General features: G+C 49.3%; 17 protein-coding genes. 12 read left to right on the top strand and 5 right to left on the bottom strand.

Features of this window, described 5'->3' with window-relative positions; all coding sequences use genetic code 11:
* The first annotated feature begins 44 nt into the window (after window positions 1-44).
* The 4 genes from FQV43_RS08130 (at window position 45) to FQV43_RS08115 (ending at window position 5774) form a co-directional block, all read left to right on the top strand.
* Window positions 45-875, top strand: coding sequence for a TrmH family RNA methyltransferase (locus FQV43_RS08130; protein WP_146339914.1), 831 nt, complete (start codon window positions 45-47; stop codon window positions 873-875).
* Window positions 876-888: 13 nt separating this feature from the next.
* Complete coding sequence (locus tag FQV43_RS08125) at window positions 889-2079, top strand: MFS transporter (RefSeq protein WP_146339912.1); 1191 nt, start codon at window positions 889-891, stop codon at window positions 2077-2079.
* A gap of 302 nt (window positions 2080-2381) precedes the next feature.
* Window positions 2382-3950 (top strand): hypothetical protein, encoded by a 1569-nt coding sequence (locus tag FQV43_RS08120; protein ID WP_146339910.1) that lies wholly within the window; start codon window positions 2382-2384, stop codon window positions 3948-3950.
* Between the two features lie 330 nt (window positions 3951-4280).
* Complete coding sequence (locus FQV43_RS08115) at window positions 4281-5774, top strand: hypothetical protein (RefSeq protein WP_146339908.1); 1494 nt, start codon at window positions 4281-4283, stop codon at window positions 5772-5774.
* 93 nt (window positions 5775-5867) lie between these two features.
* Here FQV43_RS08115 and nadE read toward each other — a convergent pair whose 3' ends face one another.
* Window positions 5868-6749 (bottom strand): ammonia-dependent NAD(+) synthetase, encoded by an 882-nt coding sequence (gene nadE, locus FQV43_RS08110; protein WP_146339906.1) that lies wholly within the window; start codon window positions 6747-6749, stop codon window positions 5868-5870.
* A gap of 162 nt (window positions 6750-6911) precedes the next feature.
* Here nadE and ykgO point away from each other — a divergent pair, with 162 nt between their 5' ends.
* Window positions 6912-7034, top strand: coding sequence for a type B 50S ribosomal protein L36 (ykgO, locus tag FQV43_RS08105; protein WP_005511141.1), 123 nt, complete (start codon window positions 6912-6914; stop codon window positions 7032-7034).
* Between the two features lie 112 nt (window positions 7035-7146).
* On the opposite strand, the gene FQV43_RS10130 is transcribed toward ykgO, so the two are convergent.
* Entirely contained in the window at window positions 7147-7308 is a 162-nt protein-coding gene (locus FQV43_RS10130) for a hypothetical protein (protein ID WP_168195074.1), read from the bottom strand.
* A gap of 133 nt (window positions 7309-7441) precedes the next feature.
* Between FQV43_RS10130 and nrdH the strand changes: the two genes are divergently transcribed.
* The 3 genes from nrdH (at window position 7442) to nrdE (ending at window position 10385) form a co-directional block, all read left to right on the top strand.
* A complete protein-coding gene (gene nrdH / locus FQV43_RS08100; protein WP_144273392.1) occupies window positions 7442-7675 on the top strand; it encodes a glutaredoxin-like protein NrdH in 234 nt (77 codons plus the stop codon).
* A gap of 79 nt (window positions 7676-7754) precedes the next feature.
* A complete protein-coding gene (gene nrdI, locus FQV43_RS08095; protein ID WP_146339904.1) occupies window positions 7755-8219 on the top strand; it encodes a class Ib ribonucleoside-diphosphate reductase assembly flavoprotein NrdI in 465 nt (154 codons plus the stop codon).
* Window positions 8220-8222: 3 nt separating this feature from the next.
* The gene (nrdE, locus tag FQV43_RS08090) at window positions 8223-10385 is read left to right on the top strand and encodes a class 1b ribonucleoside-diphosphate reductase subunit alpha (RefSeq protein ID WP_146339903.1); all 2163 of its coding nucleotides are present in this window, start codon (window positions 8223-8225) and stop codon (window positions 10383-10385) included.
* Between the two features lie 119 nt (window positions 10386-10504).
* On the opposite strand, the gene FQV43_RS08085 is transcribed toward nrdE, so the two are convergent.
* Entirely contained in the window at window positions 10505-10990 is a 486-nt protein-coding gene (locus FQV43_RS08085; RefSeq protein WP_144273389.1) for a ferritin, read from the bottom strand.
* A gap of 344 nt (window positions 10991-11334) precedes the next feature.
* Here FQV43_RS08085 and nrdF point away from each other — a divergent pair, with 344 nt between their 5' ends.
* The 4 genes from nrdF to FQV43_RS08065 all read left to right on the top strand — a co-directional run bounded on the left by nrdF (window position 11335) and on the right by FQV43_RS08065 (window position 16797).
* On the top strand, window positions 11335-12390 hold the full coding sequence (gene nrdF / locus FQV43_RS08080; protein ID WP_371710882.1) for a class 1b ribonucleoside-diphosphate reductase subunit beta: 1056 nt from the start codon (window positions 11335-11337) through the stop codon (window positions 12388-12390).
* A gap of 442 nt (window positions 12391-12832) precedes the next feature.
* Entirely contained in the window at window positions 12833-14566 is a 1734-nt protein-coding gene (gene ctaD, locus FQV43_RS08075) for a cytochrome c oxidase subunit I (RefSeq protein ID WP_144273387.1), read from the top strand.
* 126 nt (window positions 14567-14692) lie between these two features.
* Window positions 14693-15967, top strand: a complete 1275-nt coding sequence (gene serB / locus FQV43_RS08070) for a phosphoserine phosphatase SerB (RefSeq protein ID WP_246846902.1) — start codon at window positions 14693-14695, stop codon at window positions 15965-15967.
* 44 nt (window positions 15968-16011) lie between these two features.
* Window positions 16012-16797, top strand: a complete 786-nt coding sequence (locus tag FQV43_RS08065) for an aminoacyl-tRNA hydrolase (protein ID WP_144273386.1) — start codon at window positions 16012-16014, stop codon at window positions 16795-16797.
* On the opposite strand, the gene FQV43_RS08060 is transcribed toward FQV43_RS08065, so the two are convergent.
* A complete protein-coding gene (locus FQV43_RS08060) occupies window positions 16794-17327 on the bottom strand; it encodes a GNAT family N-acetyltransferase (RefSeq protein WP_144273385.1) in 534 nt (177 codons plus the stop codon). The genes FQV43_RS08065 and FQV43_RS08060 overlap by 4 nt on opposite strands.
* 19 nt (window positions 17328-17346) lie before the next feature.
* Complete coding sequence (locus tag FQV43_RS08055) at window positions 17347-19326, bottom strand: ATP-dependent DNA helicase (RefSeq protein ID WP_146339901.1); 1980 nt, start codon at window positions 19324-19326, stop codon at window positions 17347-17349.

Genomic DNA, 19326 nt, shown 5'->3' with positions numbered 1-19326 from the left:
CAAAGCCTAATTGACATTAGGTTCGCGTGTGCCAAGATAGAGGAATGACGGATACTTCGCAGCATTCTTCCCCGCACACTACCCACATTCCGCTTCTCGACGACCCGACAACCGCCCAGGTAAGACGCATTGCACAAGCTCTCAGCGCGGATAATGCTCATACTGACAGCGATCTATTTGTCATTGATGACGGTGAGAATATCGTTCAAGCGCTCGCGCATGGAATTGTGCTCACGGAGGTATTTGTTACAGGTGACACTGAGATTGATGCTCCTACCCAGAGGGCACTCGACGAACACGGATTACCTGTGTATCGTTTGGCAGTTCATGTGGCAAAGCACCTTTTTGGGACGCAAAAACGCTCTCGTCTGTTTGCGCTGGCACAGGTTCCGCAGCCTGCTCAGCTCAGCGATATTACACATCTACATGGCGATATTATTGTGCTAGATGGGGTAAAGCTGGCGGGGAATATCGGGGCTATTACCAGAACTGCGTGTGCGCTGAATGCCTCGGCAGTGGTGCTAGTAGATAGTGACTTAACATCTATTGTGGATCGTCGTTTAGTGCGTGCTAGCCGAGGGACAGTTTTTGCATTGCCGGTTGTATTAGCGCAGCGCAGCGATTTTGTGTGCTATGTCCAAGAACACAGCATTGCGTTAGCAACATTAAGCGCCGACGCCGCCCACCCCATTAGCGAGATCGCACAGGTGCAGCAGCGGCTTGCTATTTTGATGGGCAGCGAGCGTCATGGGCCGTCGACGCAACTTGATTCTTTAGCGTCAATGCGTTTTTCGATACCGATGAGCGATAAGGTGGAATCACTCAACGTGTCTGTGGCAACAGCTATCGCATTATTTGCTCACTCCATGCGATGAAAGGTAAGTAGCAATGCACAAGGTCAAAGCCCTAATAATTGCGTATTTTTTGACTGTGTTGTGTGGGGCTATGACCAGTATTGGGGTGTCTGTGCATTTTGCTACGACGGGGGCGGGTGCGGGGGTGGTCAGCGGTACGCTTATTGCGAGTGCGTGTGCGAGTATTTTTGTTGCGCCTTTCTTAGCGCCGGTGTTTGATAAGTTTTCAATCCGTACTGTTGCCATTGGCAGCATTATTGGTGAGATAGTGGTGCTGGTGACGCTGGTTTTGTTTTTGCGTCCTGTGGTGTTGATTGCGGGGACGTTGGTTAGTTCGGCGTTGGCTGGGGTGAGTATCCCGGCGATTTTTTCGTTAACGGAAAAACTTGCGCCTGATTTGGCGGCGGCGCAGGTGTTTTCCAGGCTTGATACTGCGCGTCTTGTTGGTGGTTTTGTTGGTTCAGCTGCTGGCGGTGTGGTGGTTGAGCGGGTGTCGCTTTCTGGTGCGTTTCTCGCAGAGATTGTTGTGAACCTGTGTGTGATTGTGGTGTTGTGCGTGGTGGGGGCACCGCGTGTGGGTGATGATGAGCAGTGTCAGGGTGCAGGGGGAGATCAGCGTAGTTTTTGGCGGCGTTTGGTGGAAGCGCCTTCGTTGTTGCTGCGTCATCGGCAGGCGCGTGTGGCGTTGCAGAGTATTTGGGTGGCGATTATTTTTACGTCGGTGTATAACGTGGCGTTGGTGTTTTTTGCGTTGAATGAGTTGCATGCTGGGGGTTTGGGGTATGCGGTGTTGGGTCAGGGGTTTGTTGTGGGGCGTATTGTGGGGGCGCGGTTGTCGTCGCGGGTGCGTGAGGGGAATGCGTTTGTGGTGTTGATTGTTGGTGGTGTGGTGATGGGTGTTGCGATTGCTGGTGTTGGGGTGGGTCGTAGTGTGATTGTGGGGGTGGTGTGTGCGTTGGTTGCGGGGGTGTGTAATGCGGTGCAGGTTGGGGCGTTGCGGTTGTTGGTGGTGGGGGCTGTTGATGTGCGGGTGCGTCCGAAGGCTTTGTCGACGATGGGTTCGGTGAATAGTTCGGCGATGTTGGTGGGGTATGTGTGTGGTGCTCCGCTTGTGCAGTGTGTGGGTGGGGGTTGTGCGTTGGTGTTGTCGGGTGTGGGGACGGTTGTGTTTACTGTTTTGCCTGTTGGTGTGACATGGATAGCGAAGAAAATACGACGTACTTAGCGACGCATGAGCTGGCATATTTCCTGTTCTGTGGTTATGATGAGTGTGCTTTTAGGTTTTTCTCAGCTTTGTTTTGTGGCTGAGAGGGCTTGGAAAGTGCTTTTTGTTCTTTTTCCTAGGAGAATAGAGGAAATAATGTTGTTGAATCGTTTTGCTAAGCGTGCTGCGGCTGTGGTTGCCGCGAGTATGCTTGGTTCGGGTTTTCTAGCCCCCCCCCCTCGGTATTAGCCGGTGGCTACGATAATGTTCATGGTACATGGGGTGGTGCGAACTGTGACACTGGTTCTACCTGTGTAAAACAAGTGGGGGATGAAACGCAGGTTACCTGGCAGGTACAATTATCGCCTTTGTTGATGTCTGAAGATCACAAGCAGACTTCTCGTGGTGCGCAGATTATGATTCCTTCCACGGTTAAAGATGTGTCTATCAAGATGACGCATATGCCAACAGAGCAGGTATCTACTGATGACGCTACTGTATATGTGTGGAAAGATTTGGATGGAAATATTATCGAAACGACCAAATCTGAAAGTGATAGAGGGTATGGTTCGTTTGTGCCTGCTCAGCAAGTAGATTTTGATGTTCCCATCAGGGATGCTGCTGAATTTTCTGGTGATCCTTTTATCTCTGACGATAATCAGGTAGATAAAGCAAATGAAGAACGCTATAAAGTAAGTCCCTTCTATAAGTATACCAATGGTAAACAACCTACTTCCACTACTGGTGCTGATCCGTCTTCTTTTGCCTATCAACCAGCGTGGGATACGTATCAGATTGGCTTGAATATGCCAGGTATCTTTACTTTTGAGGTTACCGGTACTGTTGAGGCTGTCGGTGAGGATACGTATGTGCCGATTCGTGCGGATAATATGTTGTGGAAGTGTACTTCTGAGGGGGGTGGACCTGGTAGCCCTGATCAAGGTTGTGCACCCTTGAAAAAACACGCATGGAATCGTACGGGTGAGTTGCCTCCTGTGTCTATTCCTATGATTGCGGAGGATGAGTTTGCGTCTGAAGCTCGTAAAGTAGAAATCGAGCAACGTAATAAAGAGATTGCGTTAGAGAATGAGAAGATTGCTGCGTTGTATGCTGAGCAAGGTACAAAGCATGGTTTGACTGGTGTGGGTGCGTGTGCGGTTACTCGTGATACTGGCCGTTTTGACACGATTAGTAAGGATATTGAGCATGGTGGTTACAGGTATGGTGAGTATGTGCGGATATCTAATCTTTACTTGAACCCTGCGGTGCAATATTATGGTCCGTTGCTTGGTGGTGAGGATAACTGCGACCAGGGCTTCCAGCATATTACGTTGTGTCCTGATGAGGAGACTGAGGTTCCACCTAGTGAGGAGCCTGTAGAGTCTGAGGAGCCAACGCCTTCTGACGAGCCACAGGAATCTGAAGAGCCTACGCTTTCTGAGGAAGAGGAGGTTGAGCCTGCTAAGCCTTCCAAGGAAACAGAGGAGCCAACTGATTCTGAGGCACCAACCTCTAGCGATGAGCCTGTAGAGTCTGAGGAGCCCACTCCAAGTGAGGAAACTCAGGAACCTACTCCTTCTGAATCTAAGCCTGTGAAGCCAGCTGAGTGTCCTGAGGAACGTGAGGAACCGGTTAAGCCTGTTGTTCCGCCAACTGTGCCTGACACAGACGTTGATGCTGAGCAGGGTGAGGTTGTTACTGCTGTTGTAGAGCCTGAGGATAAGGAAGAAAAACCTGAGGACAAACCTGCCGATTCTAAACCGGAATCTAAGCCTGCACCTAAGACCGTTATCGCTGAAAGTGTGAAGGATAACGTCGCTAAGCAGGCTAAGACTGTAGCGAAGAAAGACCGCCCTAAAGTAACCACGGGTGGTCATCTGCGCGTAGCGTAATTTTTGTTTCATGCAAGAGTCCTGGCACCATTGGTGCTAGGACTTTCTTTATGTCTTGGGTTATGATGAGGGGGCTTTTAGGTTTTTCTCAGCTTTGTGTTTTGGGGCTGAGAATGGCTTGGAAAGTGTTTTTGTTCTTTTTCCTAGGAGAATAGAGGAAATAATGTTGTTGAATCGTTTTGCTAAGCGTGCTGCGGCGACTGTTGCCGTAAGTGTGCTTGGTGCGGGTTTTCTAGCCCCCCCCCCTCAGTATTAGCCGATAGCAGGGATAATGTTCGTGGTTCGTGGGGTGGTGCGAACTGTGATACAGGTTCTACCTGTGTAAAACAGGTGGGGGATGAAACACAGGTCACGTGGCAGGTGCAGTTATCACCTTTGGCGATGTCTGAGGATCACATCCAAACCTCTCGTGGTGCGCAGATTATGATCCCATCTACGGTGAAAGATGTGTCGATTAGGTTGACGCATATGCCGGCGCAAAAATACTACTCTTCTGATAATTTTAGCTGGAGCTATGTTCCTGCAAAGATGGTGGATTACCAGGTTCCTATTGTTGATTCAATGGAGGAACTAAAGGATAACGAGACATATCATGTGTCGTCTTTTGTGAAGAATCTTTTTGGTTCTTTGTTGAAATATGATGGCTATCCTGAGAATCGGAGCGATCAAGAGGGTATGCAGTATGGTGTCCAGCGCTCTTCTTTTGCTGATCAGCCTGATTGGGATTTCTATCAAATCGGCTTGAACGCGCTGGGTGTATTCACTTTTGAGGTTACCGGTACTGTGGAAGCAGTTGGTGAGGATACCTATATTCCGATTCGTGCGGAGAATATGCTGTGGAAGTGTTCTTCTGAGGAAGGTGGACCTGGTAGCGCTGAAGAGGGTTGCCAGAGTCTGAAAGATTATGCGTGGGGTCGTACTGATGAACTACCTCCTGTGTCTATCCCAATGATTCCTGAGGATGAGTCTGCGTCTCCAGCTCGTAAAGCAGAGATTGAGCAGCGCAACAAAGAAATCGCTTTGGAGAATGAGAAGATTGCTGCTTTGTATGCTGAGCAAGGTACGAAGCATGGTTTAACGAGTGTGGGTACCTGTGCTGTTACTCGTAACACTGATCGGTTTGACACGATTGGTACTGACATTGAGTCTGCTGGTGCATATAAATATGGTGCTTATCAGTCGACGTTTAATCTTCACTTGAATCCTGCGGTGAATTATTTTGGTCCGCTTAATGGTGGTGAGGATAACTGTGATCAGGGTTTCCAGCATATTACTCTTTGTCCTGATGAGGAGACTGAGGTTCCACCTAGTGAGGAGCCACAGGAATCTGAAGAACCTACTCCTTCTGAGGAAGAGGAGGTTGAGCCTGCTAAGCCTTCCAAGGAAACTGAGGAACCTGGAGATTCCGAGGAACCAACCTCTAGCGAGGAACCTCAGGAGTCTGAGGAACCAACGCCAAGTGAGGAAACTCAGGAACCTACTCCTTCTGAAGAACCACAGGAATCTGAGCAGGACAAACCTGTGAAGCCTGGTGAGCGTCCTGAAGAACGTGAGGAGCCTAAGATTCCTGTTGTTCCACCAACTGTGCCTGACACAGACACAGAGGTTGAGCAGGGTGAGGTTGTTACTACAGTGGTAGAGCCTGAGGGCAATCCTGAACAACCTGAGCAGGATAAACCTGTCGATTCTAAACCAGGATCTAAGCCTGCACCTAAGACCGTTATCGCTGAAAGTGTGAAAGATAACGTCGCTAAGCAGGCTAAGACTGTAGCGAAGAAAGACCGTCCTAAAGTTACTACTGGCGGACATCTGCGCGCAGCGTAAAACTAGTTACTGCATTTACACGTGAACCCCAATCTGTGGCGGTCGGTCGAGTGATCACCGCTAAGGATTGGGGTTTTGCGTATGTTTGGGTGCCTAGCGCCACCATGTATCACCAGGTGCAACGGGTAGGTGGCGTTTGTGTTCACCTGCATACCAGAGTTGTTCTAGGCGTTCACGGCTGTGTGTTGGCACTTCTTGGTTTTCTAGGTAGTTGTCGATGTCGTGGTAGCTCACGCCAAGGGCTTCTTCGTCGGGGAGTCCGGGGCGATTATCTTCTAGGTCGGCGGTGGGGACTTTCTTCCAGGTAGATTCTGGTGCGCCGAGTGCTTGGAGTAGTGCTGCGCCTTGGCGCTTGTTGAGTCCAAAGAGGGGGATAATGTCGGCGGCGCCGTCGCCATGCTTGGTGAAGAAACCGGTGATATTTTCTGCGGCATGGTCAGTGCCAATGACGAGCAGTTTCTTTTCGCCTGCGATGGCGTATTGGGCAATCATGCGTTGGCGTGCCTTGATATTGCCTTTGTTGAAGTCGCTCAGTGGTTGTTCTAGTGCGGCACTTGCTGCGGCGACGGCAGCGTCGGTAGCGTCTTTGATATTGATGACAATGCTGTGATCTGGAGCAATGAACTCTAGTGCGGTACGCGCGTCAGCTTCATCGGCTTGTACTCCGTATGGCAAGCGTATCGCCCAAAAAGCTACTTCTTTGCCTTCCTTTCGCAGCTTTTCGACGGCTTTCTGTGCCAGTTTTCCAGCCAGGGTCGAATCCTGGCCGCCTGAGATGCCGAGGGCAAAGCCGCAAGCTCCGCTGGTGCTGAGATAGTCGCAGAGGAAATTGATGCGCTTGGTGATTTCTGTTTGTGGGTCGAAAGCGGGAGCGATATCTAACTCTTGGATAATTTTTTCTTGTAGACTGCGCCCTTTTTCTTTATTTGTGCTGGTGGTAGTAGCGGGGCTTGGGGAAGGGTTGTGAGTATTCATGGTTTTATCCTAGTAGTATTTTGTATTTAGGGCGCGACTGTAATACGATGTTTCTTCGTGTCGTAGATAGATTTATTTATCCGTGTTCTATCTACTGTATAAGTATTGTGAAGTCTCATGCTTTGCTGGCTTCGCTTTTATGATTCAAGAAAGGAGCGCCCAATGAAGGTTCGTAAATCCCTTCGGTCGCTGAAGAACAAGCCTGGCGCTCAGGTTGTGCGTCGCCGTGGCAAAGTTTATGTGATCAACAAGAAAGAGCCACGTTTTAAGGCTCGCCAGGGCTAATTTCAGCTTTGCATTATCGCCTTGACTACTTATGTGTAGTTAAGGCGATTTTTTATTAACCAGAAAACTCCAGAAAATCGCACAAAATATAAAAACTATGTTTAGTGTCACACTATCGATATTTTTCTGTTCCCTCAAAAACGGCAATCATGCGCTGAACTGGGCAAATGGTGATATGGCAACAAAGGGCAAACAACACCGATGTAATTTCTTTAACGAAAATTATCGCTATATCTGGGGGCTGCTTAAGTGCCATGCTGGGAATTTCATCCATGTAACTACTATATATAGTATATGTTGCATACTTCCGACACAAAGTATAGTGTTTAATCTCGATTGCTAGTGAGAACCAGCAGCAAGGTGCCAAGGCATATCTGCTGGTGCGAGGAGAACGTAAGGAATACCCAATGTCGATTACTGTGTACACCAAACCAGCTTGTGTTCAATGCAACGCCACCAAAAAGGCACTTGACCGCGCAGGTCTTGACTATGAACTCATCGACATTAGCGTTGATGATGAGGCTCGCGACTACGTAATGGCACTCGGATACCTCCAAGCCCCTGTCGTAGAGGCTAATGGCGAGCACTGGTCAGGTTTCCGCCCAGAGCGCATTCGCACCCTCGCAGCGCAAGTTGCCTAAGCGCCATCTTTTTGCCCCAACAGGGGCTTTTCTATTTCCGGTCTATTCCTAAGCAGAAGAAGCAGAAGAGGAGTCGCGTATGCTCATCGTTTACTTTTCCTCTGCCACGGAAAACACAAAGCGTTTCGTCGAAAAGCTCGGTTTTCCGGCGCAGCGCATCCCGTTGCATTCTGCAGAACAGCCCCTAGAAATACGCGAACCCTATGTGCTGATATGCCCTACCTACGGTGGGGGAGCGTCGATAAGCGGAGCCATATCACGCCCAGTGCCGGTGCAAGTGATTCGGTTCTTAAACGATGAACGCAATCGCTCGTTTTTGCGGGCAGTGATTGCCGGGGGAAACACCAACTTTGGCGCAGACTTCGCAAAGGCTGGGGATATTATCGCGAAAAAATGCAACGTGCCTTTTATTTATCGTTTCGAGCTTATGGGCACAGATGAAGATGTGCGAGTAGTCAGAGTCGGTCTTCTCGCTCATGCTCAGCGCTTAGGACTAGAACACACACCAACACCACCACAATCAAGAAAAGAAAAGGTTTCCTAAAATATGAACGCAGCAAATCTAGGTCGAACCGTCGCAGAGCCTGCTAGCCGCCAGGAACAATTGGATTACCACGCGCTTAACGCATTGCTCAACCTCTACGACGCTGAGGGCAATATCCAATTTGATAAAGACCGCGAAGCAGCAAATCAATTCTTCTTGCAGCACGTCAACCAAAACACCGTATTCTTCCATGATCTTGAAGAAAAAATCGACTACCTGGTCACCAATAAATACTACGACCCAGAAGTGATCGAAAAATACGAATTCGCCTTCATTAAGCAGCTGTTCAAGCAGGCATATGCGCACAAGTTCCGGTTCCCAACATTCCTTGGCGCATACAAGTACTACACCTCTTATACTCTCAAAACCTTCGACGGAACCCGCTACCTAGAGCGTTTTGAGGATCGCGTGTGCATGGTAGCGCTCACGCTTGCCGACGGGGACACCACGCTAGCGCAAAACCTCGTCGACGAAATTATGGCTGGTAGATTCCAACCTGCAACGCCAACATTCCTCAACTCCGGCAAAGCACAACGTGGTGAACCAGTATCGTGTTTCCTCTTGCGTATCGAAGACAATATGGAATCCATTGGACGCTCGATTAACTCCGCACTACAGCTCTCAAAGCGCGGTGGTGGCGTCGCATTATTGCTATCTAACCTGCGTGAAGTAGGAGCGCCAATTAAGCACATTGAGAACCAGTCTTCTGGTGTTATTCCCGTGATGAAGCTATTGGAAGACTCTTTCTCCTACGCAAATCAATTAGGCGCGCGCCAAGGTGCAGGTGCGGTGTATCTGAGTGCGCACCACCCTGACATCCTCAGCTTCTTGGATACCAAGCGTGAAAATGCTGATGAGAAAATCCGTATCAAGACTCTCTCTCTCGGCGTGGTAATCCCGGATATCACCTTTGAGCTGGCCAAGCGCAATGATGATATGTACCTTTTCTCGCCATACGACGTCGAGCGCGTCTATGGTAAGCCTTTTGCTGATATTTCCATCACGGAGCACTATGAGGAAATGGTGGAAGATCCACGCATTCGTAAGAAGAAAATCAATGCGCGAGAGTTCTTCCAAACAATTGCGGAAATTCAGTTTGAGTCTGGTTACCCCTACATTATGTTTGAGGACACAGTCAATAAGGCGAACCCTATTGCTGGACGTATCAATATGTCTAACCTGTGTTCCGAGATTCTTCAGGTAAATACCGCCTCTTATTTCAATGATGATCTCAGCTACGCGCAGGTAGGCGAGGATATTTCTTGTAACCTTGGCTCCCTTAATATCGCAATGGCTATGGATTCACCCGACTTCGCCACCACCATCGAAACCGCTATTCGTGGTTTGACTGCGGTGTCTGCGCAGACTGCAATCAACTCTGTGCCTTCCATCAAAAAAGGCAATGACGCAGCTCATGCCATTGGGCTAGGGCAAATGAACTTGCACGGTTATTTGGGTAGAGAGCATATTCACTATGGCTCTGAAGAAGGTCTGGACTTTACCAATGCCTACTTTGCCGCAGTGCTCTACCAATGTTTGCGTGCCTCCCATAAATTGGCGCAAGAACATGGGCAGCCTTTTGCTGGGTTCGCTGATTCTGAATATGCTTCTGGAGCATATTTTGATCGCTTTGACCCAGCAGAGTTTGAGCCAAAGACTGAGAAAGTAAAGCAACTTTTCGCTAACTCATCTATTCATACCCCAAGTGCTCAGGACTGGCAGGCACTAAAAGAAGATGTCATGCGCGATGGTATCTTTAATCGCTATCTTCAAGCTGTGCCACCGACCGGTTCGATTTCTTATATCAATAACTCGACCTCGTCGATTCACCCTATTGCCTCTAAAATTGAGATTCGTAAAGAGGGCATTATTGGTCGCGTGTACTATCCGGCACCGCATATGAACAACGATAACTTGGAGTATTACGCTGACGCCTATGAGATCGGCTATGAAAAGGTTATCGACACTTACGCAGTAGCAACCAAATATGTTGACCAAGGTCTGTCATTGACCTTGTTCTTCAAGGACACTGCTACTACTCGCGATATTAACCGAGCGCAAATTTACGCATGGCGTAAAGGAATTAAGACCTTGTACTACATCCGTTTGCGTCAGGTAGCTTTGGAAGGAACCGCTGTGGAGGGCTGCGTTTCTTGTATGCTATAAGCGCTTAAAACGCTAGTTGTCGTATAGCGTTATGCAGCGGACCTAATCGCATTGCAACGGCAAAAAGGGCGTGTACCTCGTGGTGAGGTGCACGCCCTTGGGTTTGTTTATGCCAGGGATTAGCGAGCGCCAAGCTCAGCGTCGATCCGCAAAATACCTGAACCGGAATCTGCGATACGCAGGCGGTCAAGAATTTCTTTCACTGTGGATTCTTCTTCGATTTGCTCGTTGAGGAAGTGGTCGAGCAGTGGGCGAGAATCATAATCCTTAACAGAATCAGAAAGAGCTGCCAGCTCACGGATAAGACCAGAGATCTTCTGCTCATGAGCAAGAGCTGCCTCAAATGCGTCAATTGGACCGTTGACATCTACCTTTGGTGGCTGAATATCGCCGATTTGTGGGGTGTAGTCACGATCGAGCAAGTGCTGAGCGAAAGCCTGTGCGTGCTCAAGTTCTTCAGCGTGCTGAGCTTTCATCCAGTCGCGCATTCCGGAGAGGCCAAGGTCGTCGAGAACATAAGAGAGCTGAAGGTAAATAAGAGATGCTTCTAGCTCTGCGGTTACTTGATTATTTAGTGCTGTAGCCAGCTTTTCATTGATACTCATGCCACAGATATTAAGCCTAGTTGTGGCAGCTGTCATCTAAGGTAAGCGCAGCTTAAGTGCATTTTTGGGATAGGTTTGGCTAAGGGAAGTTCAATAAATAGGTGGTTATTTTTAAGAGATGATTATCTAAAAGATGTGGTCAATCCCACTTTCCATCAGTGCCGCCGTGGAAGCTGGATTGTATAAGGGTAACCTTATTACATCAAATTATGTGATAAATCTAACATAAAATCGGGTCGTCGATATGCTGCCGACGCACTTCTCGAACGCAAGAACTGCCGGTGCGTCGACGCTGCCGCGGGTGTTTGTCGCGGGGGTTCTTATGCGTTTCATTCACACAATATGTGCTCGTTCGCGTGATTGAGGGTACGCTACATAAAAGTAAAGTTTTTCTTAGAAAGAAGGCGGCATATATGAGTGTGCACGACGGCTCTCCTCAAAGTTCTCCCACCCCAGTGCGGGCAATTAACTGGAATAACATTCCAGATGAAAAAGACTTAGAAGTATGGGATCGTCTCACTGGTAATTTCTGGTTGCCAGAGAAAGTGCCAGTATCTAATGATGTGAAAAGCTGGAATACGCTCAATGAGCTAGAAAAGCAAACCACAATGCGAGTATTTACCGGGCTTACTCTCTTGGATACTATCCAGGGAACCGTGGGTGCAATATCAATGGTTCCTGATGCCTTGACTCCTCATGAGGAGGCGGTTTATACCAATATCGCTTTCATGGAGTCAGTGCACGCCAAAAGCTATTCCAATATCTTCATGACTCTCGCCTCCACTAAAGAGATTAACGAGGCGTTTAGATGGTCAGAAGAGAATGAAAACCTGCAGCAAAAAGCAAAAATTATTCTTTCTTATTATGAGGGCGAGGACCCACTCAAGAAAAAAGTAGCGTCTACTCTCTTAGAGTCATTCTTGTTCTACTCTGGTTTCTACTTGCCAATGTACTGGTCAAGTCACGCTAAGTTGACCAATACTGCCGATATTATTCGGCTTATCATTCGCGACGAAGCGGTGCATGGCTATTACATTGGCTATAAGTATCAGCGTGGGCTGGAGAAAGTAGAGCAGCAGCGTCGTGATGAGCTTAAAGAATATGCTTTCGACCTGCTCTATGATCTCTACGATAATGAGACTCAGTATTCAGAAGATCTTTACGACAATCTTGGTTGGACTGAGGATGTTAAGCGTTTCTTGCGCTATAACGCTAATAAGGCGCTTAATAATCTTGGCTATGAAGGGCTATTCCCAGCAGATGAGTGCCGTGTCTCGCCTGCAATTCTTTCTGCGCTTTCGCCCAATGCCGACGAAAACCATGACTTCTTCTCTGGCTCTGGTTCTTCTTATGTGATTGGTAAGGCAGAGAACACCACCGACGAGGATTGGGACTTCTAGTACCATCTCTCCACTGCTTAACGACGCTCACCCGTAGTACATCCATTGTGAAATAACGGGTGGGCGTCGTCGGTGTATATGGCCATAGCCTGCACTTATCAACCTTTGGATTGATTACTGTTAGGGGGAAATGGGGAGGTTGGTGTGGGGTAAAAAGAGCGGGGGAGTGCAGTGAAAAATGTGTTACCTATCACTATTTTTTGGTGGGTGGTGTTGGGAAAGCTATGGGAAAGATTTATATCGGGCGTGGACTTATGGTTTTTTCCAGGAAAAATGATGCGCTCAGTTTCTCTTCGGTGAGGTATTCGGGATAAAATTAAGGAAATCTTAGTCAAGAAATGGCTGGATTAAACATTTATGCTGCAATAAGATAAAGGCAGCGTATTTTTGGGCTGCTTACTTTTCGCTAAAAGATGGTAGCCCTCTTAGTCAGGAGGAACGTATGACCTATGTGGCGCCACGGCGTGAGGATTACTCAGAGCCAACCAGACCTGCGCCAGCTGGTAATGGTCGAAAAGGCTCATTAGCCTGGACAATGCTTACCACCACCGACCATAAACTACTTGGCGTTATGTATATCGTCATGTCTTTCGTGTGGTTCTTTGTTGGTGGTTTAATGGCTTTGCTTATCCGTGCTGAGTTGTTCTCACCAGGATTGCAATTCCTATCAAATGAACAGTTCAACCAGCTTTTCACCATGCACGGAACCGTCATGCTTTTGGCATTCGGTACGCCAATCGTGTGGGGTTTTGCTAACTATGTTTTGCCACTGCAAATCGGTGCACCAGATGTGGCATTCCCTCGTCTAAATGCTTTTGGTTTCTGGATTACCCAGATTGGTATTGTGGCAATGCTTGCTGGGTTCCTTACCCCAGGTGGTGCTGCAGACTTCGGTTGGACCATGTACCAGCCACTTGCTGATTCTATTCACTCACCAGGAATCGGCTCAGATATGTGGATCGTAGGTGTGGGTGCTACCGGTGTTGGTACTGTGGCATCTGCAATTAACATGATCACCACGTTGATCTGCTTGCGTGCACCTGGTATGACAATGTTCCGTTTGCCAATTTTCAGCTGGAACATTTTTGTGGCATCCGTGCTTGTGCTCATGATCTTCCCATTGCTTCTTGCAGCGGCATTGGGCGTACTCTACGACCGCAAACTCGGTGGTCACATTTATGATCCAGGCAATGGCGGCGCTGTATTGTGGCAACACCTATTCTGGTTCTTCGGACACCCTGAGGTATATGTTCTTGCCTTGCCATTCTTCGGTATTGTGTCTGAGATTATTCCAGTATTCTCCCGTAAACCAATGTTCGGTTATATCGGTCTGGTATTCGCAACCCTATCTATCGCTACCTTGTCTATGGCAGTGTGGGCGCACCATATGTTCGTTACCGGCGCTGTGCTCTTGCCATTCTTCTCCTTCATGACCTTCCTTATCTCCGTTCCTACTGGTGTTAAGTTCTTCAACTGGTTGGGAACAATGTGGAAGGGTCATATCTCTTGGGAGACTCCAATGATCTGGGTGATGGGCTTCCTCGTTACCTTCCTCTTCGGTGGTTTGACCGGTATTATGCTCGCGTCTCCTCCACTAGACTTCCACCTTTCTGAGTCTTACTTCCTCATTGCACACTTCCACTACACCCTCTTTGGTACGGTTGTGTTGGCTGCTTGTGCTGGTGTGTACTTCTGGTTCCCTAAGATCACTGGTCGTATGCTCGACGAGCGCCTAGGCAAAGTTCACTTCTGGCTCACCTTTATCGGGTTCCACGGAACCTTCCTCGTACAGCACTGGCTCGGTAACATGGGTATGCCTCGTCGTTATGCTGATTACCTTGACACCGATGGCTTTACTACCTTGAACCAAGTTTCAACAGTGTTCTCATTCCTGTTGGGTATGTCAGTTATCCCATTCGTGTGGAATGTCTTTAAGTCATGGCGCTATGGCGAAATCGTTACCGTTGATGATCCTTGGGGATACGGTAACTCTCTTGAGTGGGCAACCTCATGTCCGCCACCACGCCACAACTTCACGTCAATGCCACGCATTCGTTCCGAGCGTCCAGCATTCGAGTTGCATTATCCTCACATGGTTGAGCGTATGCGTCGAGAAGCACACGTGGGGCATCACACTGAACCAGTGACTAAGAAGAAACAAGAAGAACTGGTTTAAGTCGGTTAGCTCAACAGCGTTTCATTCCTTGACTTAAATAATTCTCAACGACCTTCATCTTTAAGCACTCCGCAAAGATGGAGGTCGTTGTGCTACATCTCGATTAAATATCGAAAAGAGTACCTCGTGTCAGTTAAAAAAAATTTACGTCCTAGCGTATCGCTCAAAGAATCATATATTCCTGCCGTCGTCACAGCTGCTGGAGCAGATCGACAAGGTGTTACCGCAGCGTTCTTCCGAGTGCTAGCTTCACATGATGTTCAAGTGCTCGACGTGGAACAATCACAATTTAGAGGTTTCCTCTCCTTGGCGGCTTTCGTAGGTGTTAATCCACAGACAATTGAGAATCTCGAACAAGGTCTGACCGAAACTCTCAAAGCCTATGGGCAAAGCATCACCTTAGAATTGCAAGAAACAGCGCAATCATCACGACCACGATCAACCCATGAAATAGTGGTCTTGGGAGATCCCGTGGAGGCATTAGCCCTGTCTCGCATTGGGCAAACCCTCGCTGATTATGGGGCAAATATCGACACAATCCGAGGCATAGCAGACTACCCGGTCACAGGGTTAGAACTCAAAGTGACAGTGGCGAACCCAGAAATAGGCGGCGCCATTCCACTGCGCAAAGCACTCGCACAATTAACCGGCGAACTAGGGGTAGATATTGCCATCGAGCGAGCCGGACTAGCACGTCGCAATAAACGCCTCATCTGCTTTGATTGCGACTCCACACTGATTACTGGCGAAGTCATCGAGATGTTGGCAGCCTATGCTGGCAAAGAAGAAGAAGTTGCTCAGGTAACTGAAAAAGCAATGCGTGGTGAATTAGATTTCGAGCAGTCCTTACGCGAGCGAGTAAAAACCCTGGCAGGCCTAGATGCACGTGTCATTGATGAAGTCGCGCGCGCCATTGTGCTCACCCCAGGAGCACGCACGACGATTCGCACACTAAAGCGGCTTGGCTATAAAACAGCAGTGGTTTCTGGTGGGTTTATCCAAGTGCTTGATGGTCTTGCCGCCGACCTAGAGCTGGACTATGTCCGCGCCAATACCCTAGAGATTGTTGATGGCAAGTTGACTGGGCGAGTCGTTGGAAAAATCGTCGATAGAGAAGCAAAAGCAGAGTTTTTGCGTGAGTTTGCGGCGGACTCAGGACTCGAGATGCGTCAAACCGTTGCCGTGGGCGACGGCGCAAATGACATTGACATGATCTCGGCAGCGGGACTCGGCATTGCATTTAACGCTAAACCAGCATTGCGTGAAATTGCAGATACCTCAGTTAATTCACCGTTCCTCGACGAGGTACTGCATATGCTCGGCATAACGCGCAATGAAATCGAAGCAGCAGAGGAAGAAGCCCAAGGAGGCAGCAGCTACCAGCGGGTACCGCTGGACTAACAACCCCAGAGAGCACAGGAAACCCCAGAGAAAACGGACACATTATGGATACACTTGCCATTGCTCATCGTCGATTAGCACTGCATTGTCAAGGACGTTATTCAGGTCGTCCTAGGGCGAATGACCAGGAATACCAGACAGAGCTACTGGAAAACCCAGATGATCCGAGCACTATTCAAGCCATGCAAATGGTGCTCCACCTGCCTAAACAACAGCCGCCACCTCGGGCGGATGTGCTTGCCGCTAGCGCACAAGCAGTAGTGGCAGTATGCCTTGCCCCGCAAGCTGGACACGATGGCGCCTGGGCACAAGCCCTAGAGCGCTGGTACACGCACCGGATTCGGAAAGTCGCCAGAAGAGCGCGAGGGAGTGCATGGCACAAAGTGCACGTATTACCTGGGGTGAGCGTCGAAAGTGGACAGGCACAAGTGCGTGCCTTTGTGCCCAGTGCAGTAGCTGAAGTACCCGCACAGATTGCTAAATTGCAAATACATGGTACGGATGTGCCGTATGAGCCTGTGGCACAACCCCCAGCGGAAGATTTGCCTGTTATTTATGTGGATCGCAGTCTGGGCATGACTATGGGCAAGACTGCGGCACAAGTCGGACATGGGGCAATGCTGCTGGCAGCAGAATTATCCTATGCCCACATCCTGCAGTGGCAGCACAATAATTTTGCCTGCACAGTTCGAGAAGTCGATGCGCAACAATTCCGCCTGGCGTGCGACCAAGCACCAGTACGCGTACAAGATGCCGGCTTTACCGAAATCGCACCAGGGTCGGTCACAGTGTGCGCAGCGCCGCGACCGCTAACACTATCACAATGCTAAACCGCGCCAGGATTGATAAGCGCATATAATGCCATGTCATAGTAGCTACCATTGTGGTAGTTATGCTGGCGCAAAATACCTTCTAACTCAGCACCAGCTTGCTCGGCGACATGACGCGAAGCCTGATTATCCACCCGGCAATAAATTTCCACGCGATGCACACCATGAGCAAAAGCATGAGCAAGCACTAACTTCAACGCTCGAGTCTGCAACCCACGACCGCGTGCCCACGGCGCAGTGTTATACCCAACATCAACGCGTCTCGCTTGCTCATCAAGAACACGCAACTCAATAGAACCCAGGTAGTTATCCTCAGGATCTGATAACGCCCAGCGCAAAGCTGGACTCTCAACATAATCGCGTGCGTGTTCCACAGTATAAGGATCAGGAAGTGAAATAAACGCACGCATACGCGTATCGGTGCAACACTGGAATACCGCATCGGCATCTGCGCTACGCAGCGGGCGAAGAATGAGGTCGCCGTCGTTTAGCACGCTGACTGGAACTGTCCAAGAATTCATCGAACTCATTGGATAAGCATACCAAGCATTAAGGCCTAAGCCGCTTTAATGCCCCACGTACTACTGTGGGATCACTGGTGCGCCAGAAACTTGGCATAGAGGCACGAATGAAAGAACCATAGCTTTTGAGCACAATGCGTTTATCCAACACAGCTACCACGCCTCGGTCATCAATACTACGCAGCAAACGACCAGCCCCTTGCGCCATTAGCAATGCAGCATGAGTAGCCGATACCTCCATAAACCCATTTCTGCGTTGTTGGTCGGCATTCTCTTTGCGCGCTTGCAGCAGCGGATCATCGGGGCGAGGAAAAGGTATTTTATCGATAATCACCAGAGAGCACGATGATCCGGGAACATCAACACCTTGCCATAGGCTTAGCGTGCCAAACAAACACGTATTTTCTTCCTTACTGAATCTCCTAATCAGTGCCGAAGTAGCATCATCACCCTGGCACAGCACATCAAAAGGTAATCGGGTACGCATCGCCTGGGCTGCTTCTACCGCTGCGCTACGCGAGGAAAATAATCCGAGAGTACGCCCACCAACTGCCATGATAAGCTCATGGATTTCGTCGAGAGTTTCTGGACTCAACCCATCCCGACCCGGCAGCGGCAAGTGCGTAGGCAAATACAAAATACCTGCTTTTTCTGGGTGGAAAGGCGTGCCAACATCAATACCATCCCATTTCCCAGCAGGCAGCCCCCAATGCGCTGCCATTGCGTTGAAATTACCACCAATGCTCAAGGTTGCGCTGGTCAGAACCACCGTTTTGCGCGCAAAAAGATGGCTGCCCAATAAATCGGATACGGCCAAAGGTGCAATATGTAATACGCTACCTCGACGATCATCATGGCTAACCCATACCACATCACGATCTGGCTCATCAGTAGTGCTGTTCTTGGCAGTTAAAGACTCAAAAGCTCGAGTGAAACAATCACTATGGCTTTGCAACACATTAGCCAGGCTCAAACGCTCTGCATGACGAGTAGGGTGATCCGCTGCCTCATTAGCAGGAGCAGCAGAAATAGTGCGGCAGCATTGGTCAATGCGTTGCCTGAGGGCCTGAGAACTATGCAGCAAAGATGTGGGCAGCGTTAATAAGCGACCAGCCTGGGTGCGCTCTAATTCGGCAGACCATTCTTTGATGACCTCCAAGAGTTTTTCTACCTGTGCGCCCAGTTTTTCTGCGCGTCGAGCGGCCATAGACAAGGCAGTGGCGCTGAGTTCATCAGCGGCAGCAGCAGTGATCCGATCGCTTAGCTCATGTGCCTCATCCAGAACAACCACATCATGTTCGGGTAATACATTGGCGTCGAAAAGCGAATCAATGGCAAGCAGTGAGTGATTAGTCACCACAATATCGACGTCATGCGCGCGCAGGCGTGCCTTTTCTGAGAAACAATCCTGGGAATGGGGACAGTTTTTGGCTCCGACGCACTCCTGGGCACTCACACTGACTTGTTTCCATACCAGGTCAGAAACACTGATCTCTAAATCTGCGCGATCTCCTGTGTCGGTTTCTGCTGCCCATGTGCGCAGCTCAAGGATTTGTTCGCCCATGTTGCTGAGCTGCTCTGGTTCGATGAGCGACTCAGCTTGCGCCTCGAGATCCTCAGGGGCATGCAGTTTATTGAGACACACATAGTGCGAACGCCCTTTGATAAGCGCAAAACTAGGGTCGCGGGATAGTTGCGTGCGCAATGCCTCGCGCAGGCGTGGCAGATCCCGATTCACTAATTGGTTTTGTAGGGCAATAGTTGCGGTAGACACCACCACAGTGGAGTTGGTTTCATGCGCGTATTCAATGGCAGGAACCAAATATGCCAATGATTTTCCGGTGCCGGTACCAGCCTGTACTGCCAGGTGGCGCTGGGTGTGAAACGCTTTGCTTACTGCCTGTGCCATAGTATTTTGCCCAGGTCGGGGTGCGCCACCGATAGCGCTTACTGCAGTATCAAGGAGCGCTTGGGTGGTGTGAGCGTAGTCAGCTTCGGAATCAGCCAT

The sequence above is a fragment of the Corynebacterium sp. sy039 genome, from assembly GCF_007904105.1.
Lineage (GTDB): Bacteria > Actinomycetota > Actinomycetes > Mycobacteriales > Mycobacteriaceae > Corynebacterium.
Note: the sequence above shows the minus strand (reverse complement) of the source record. Positions and strands in the feature narration are given on the sequence as shown.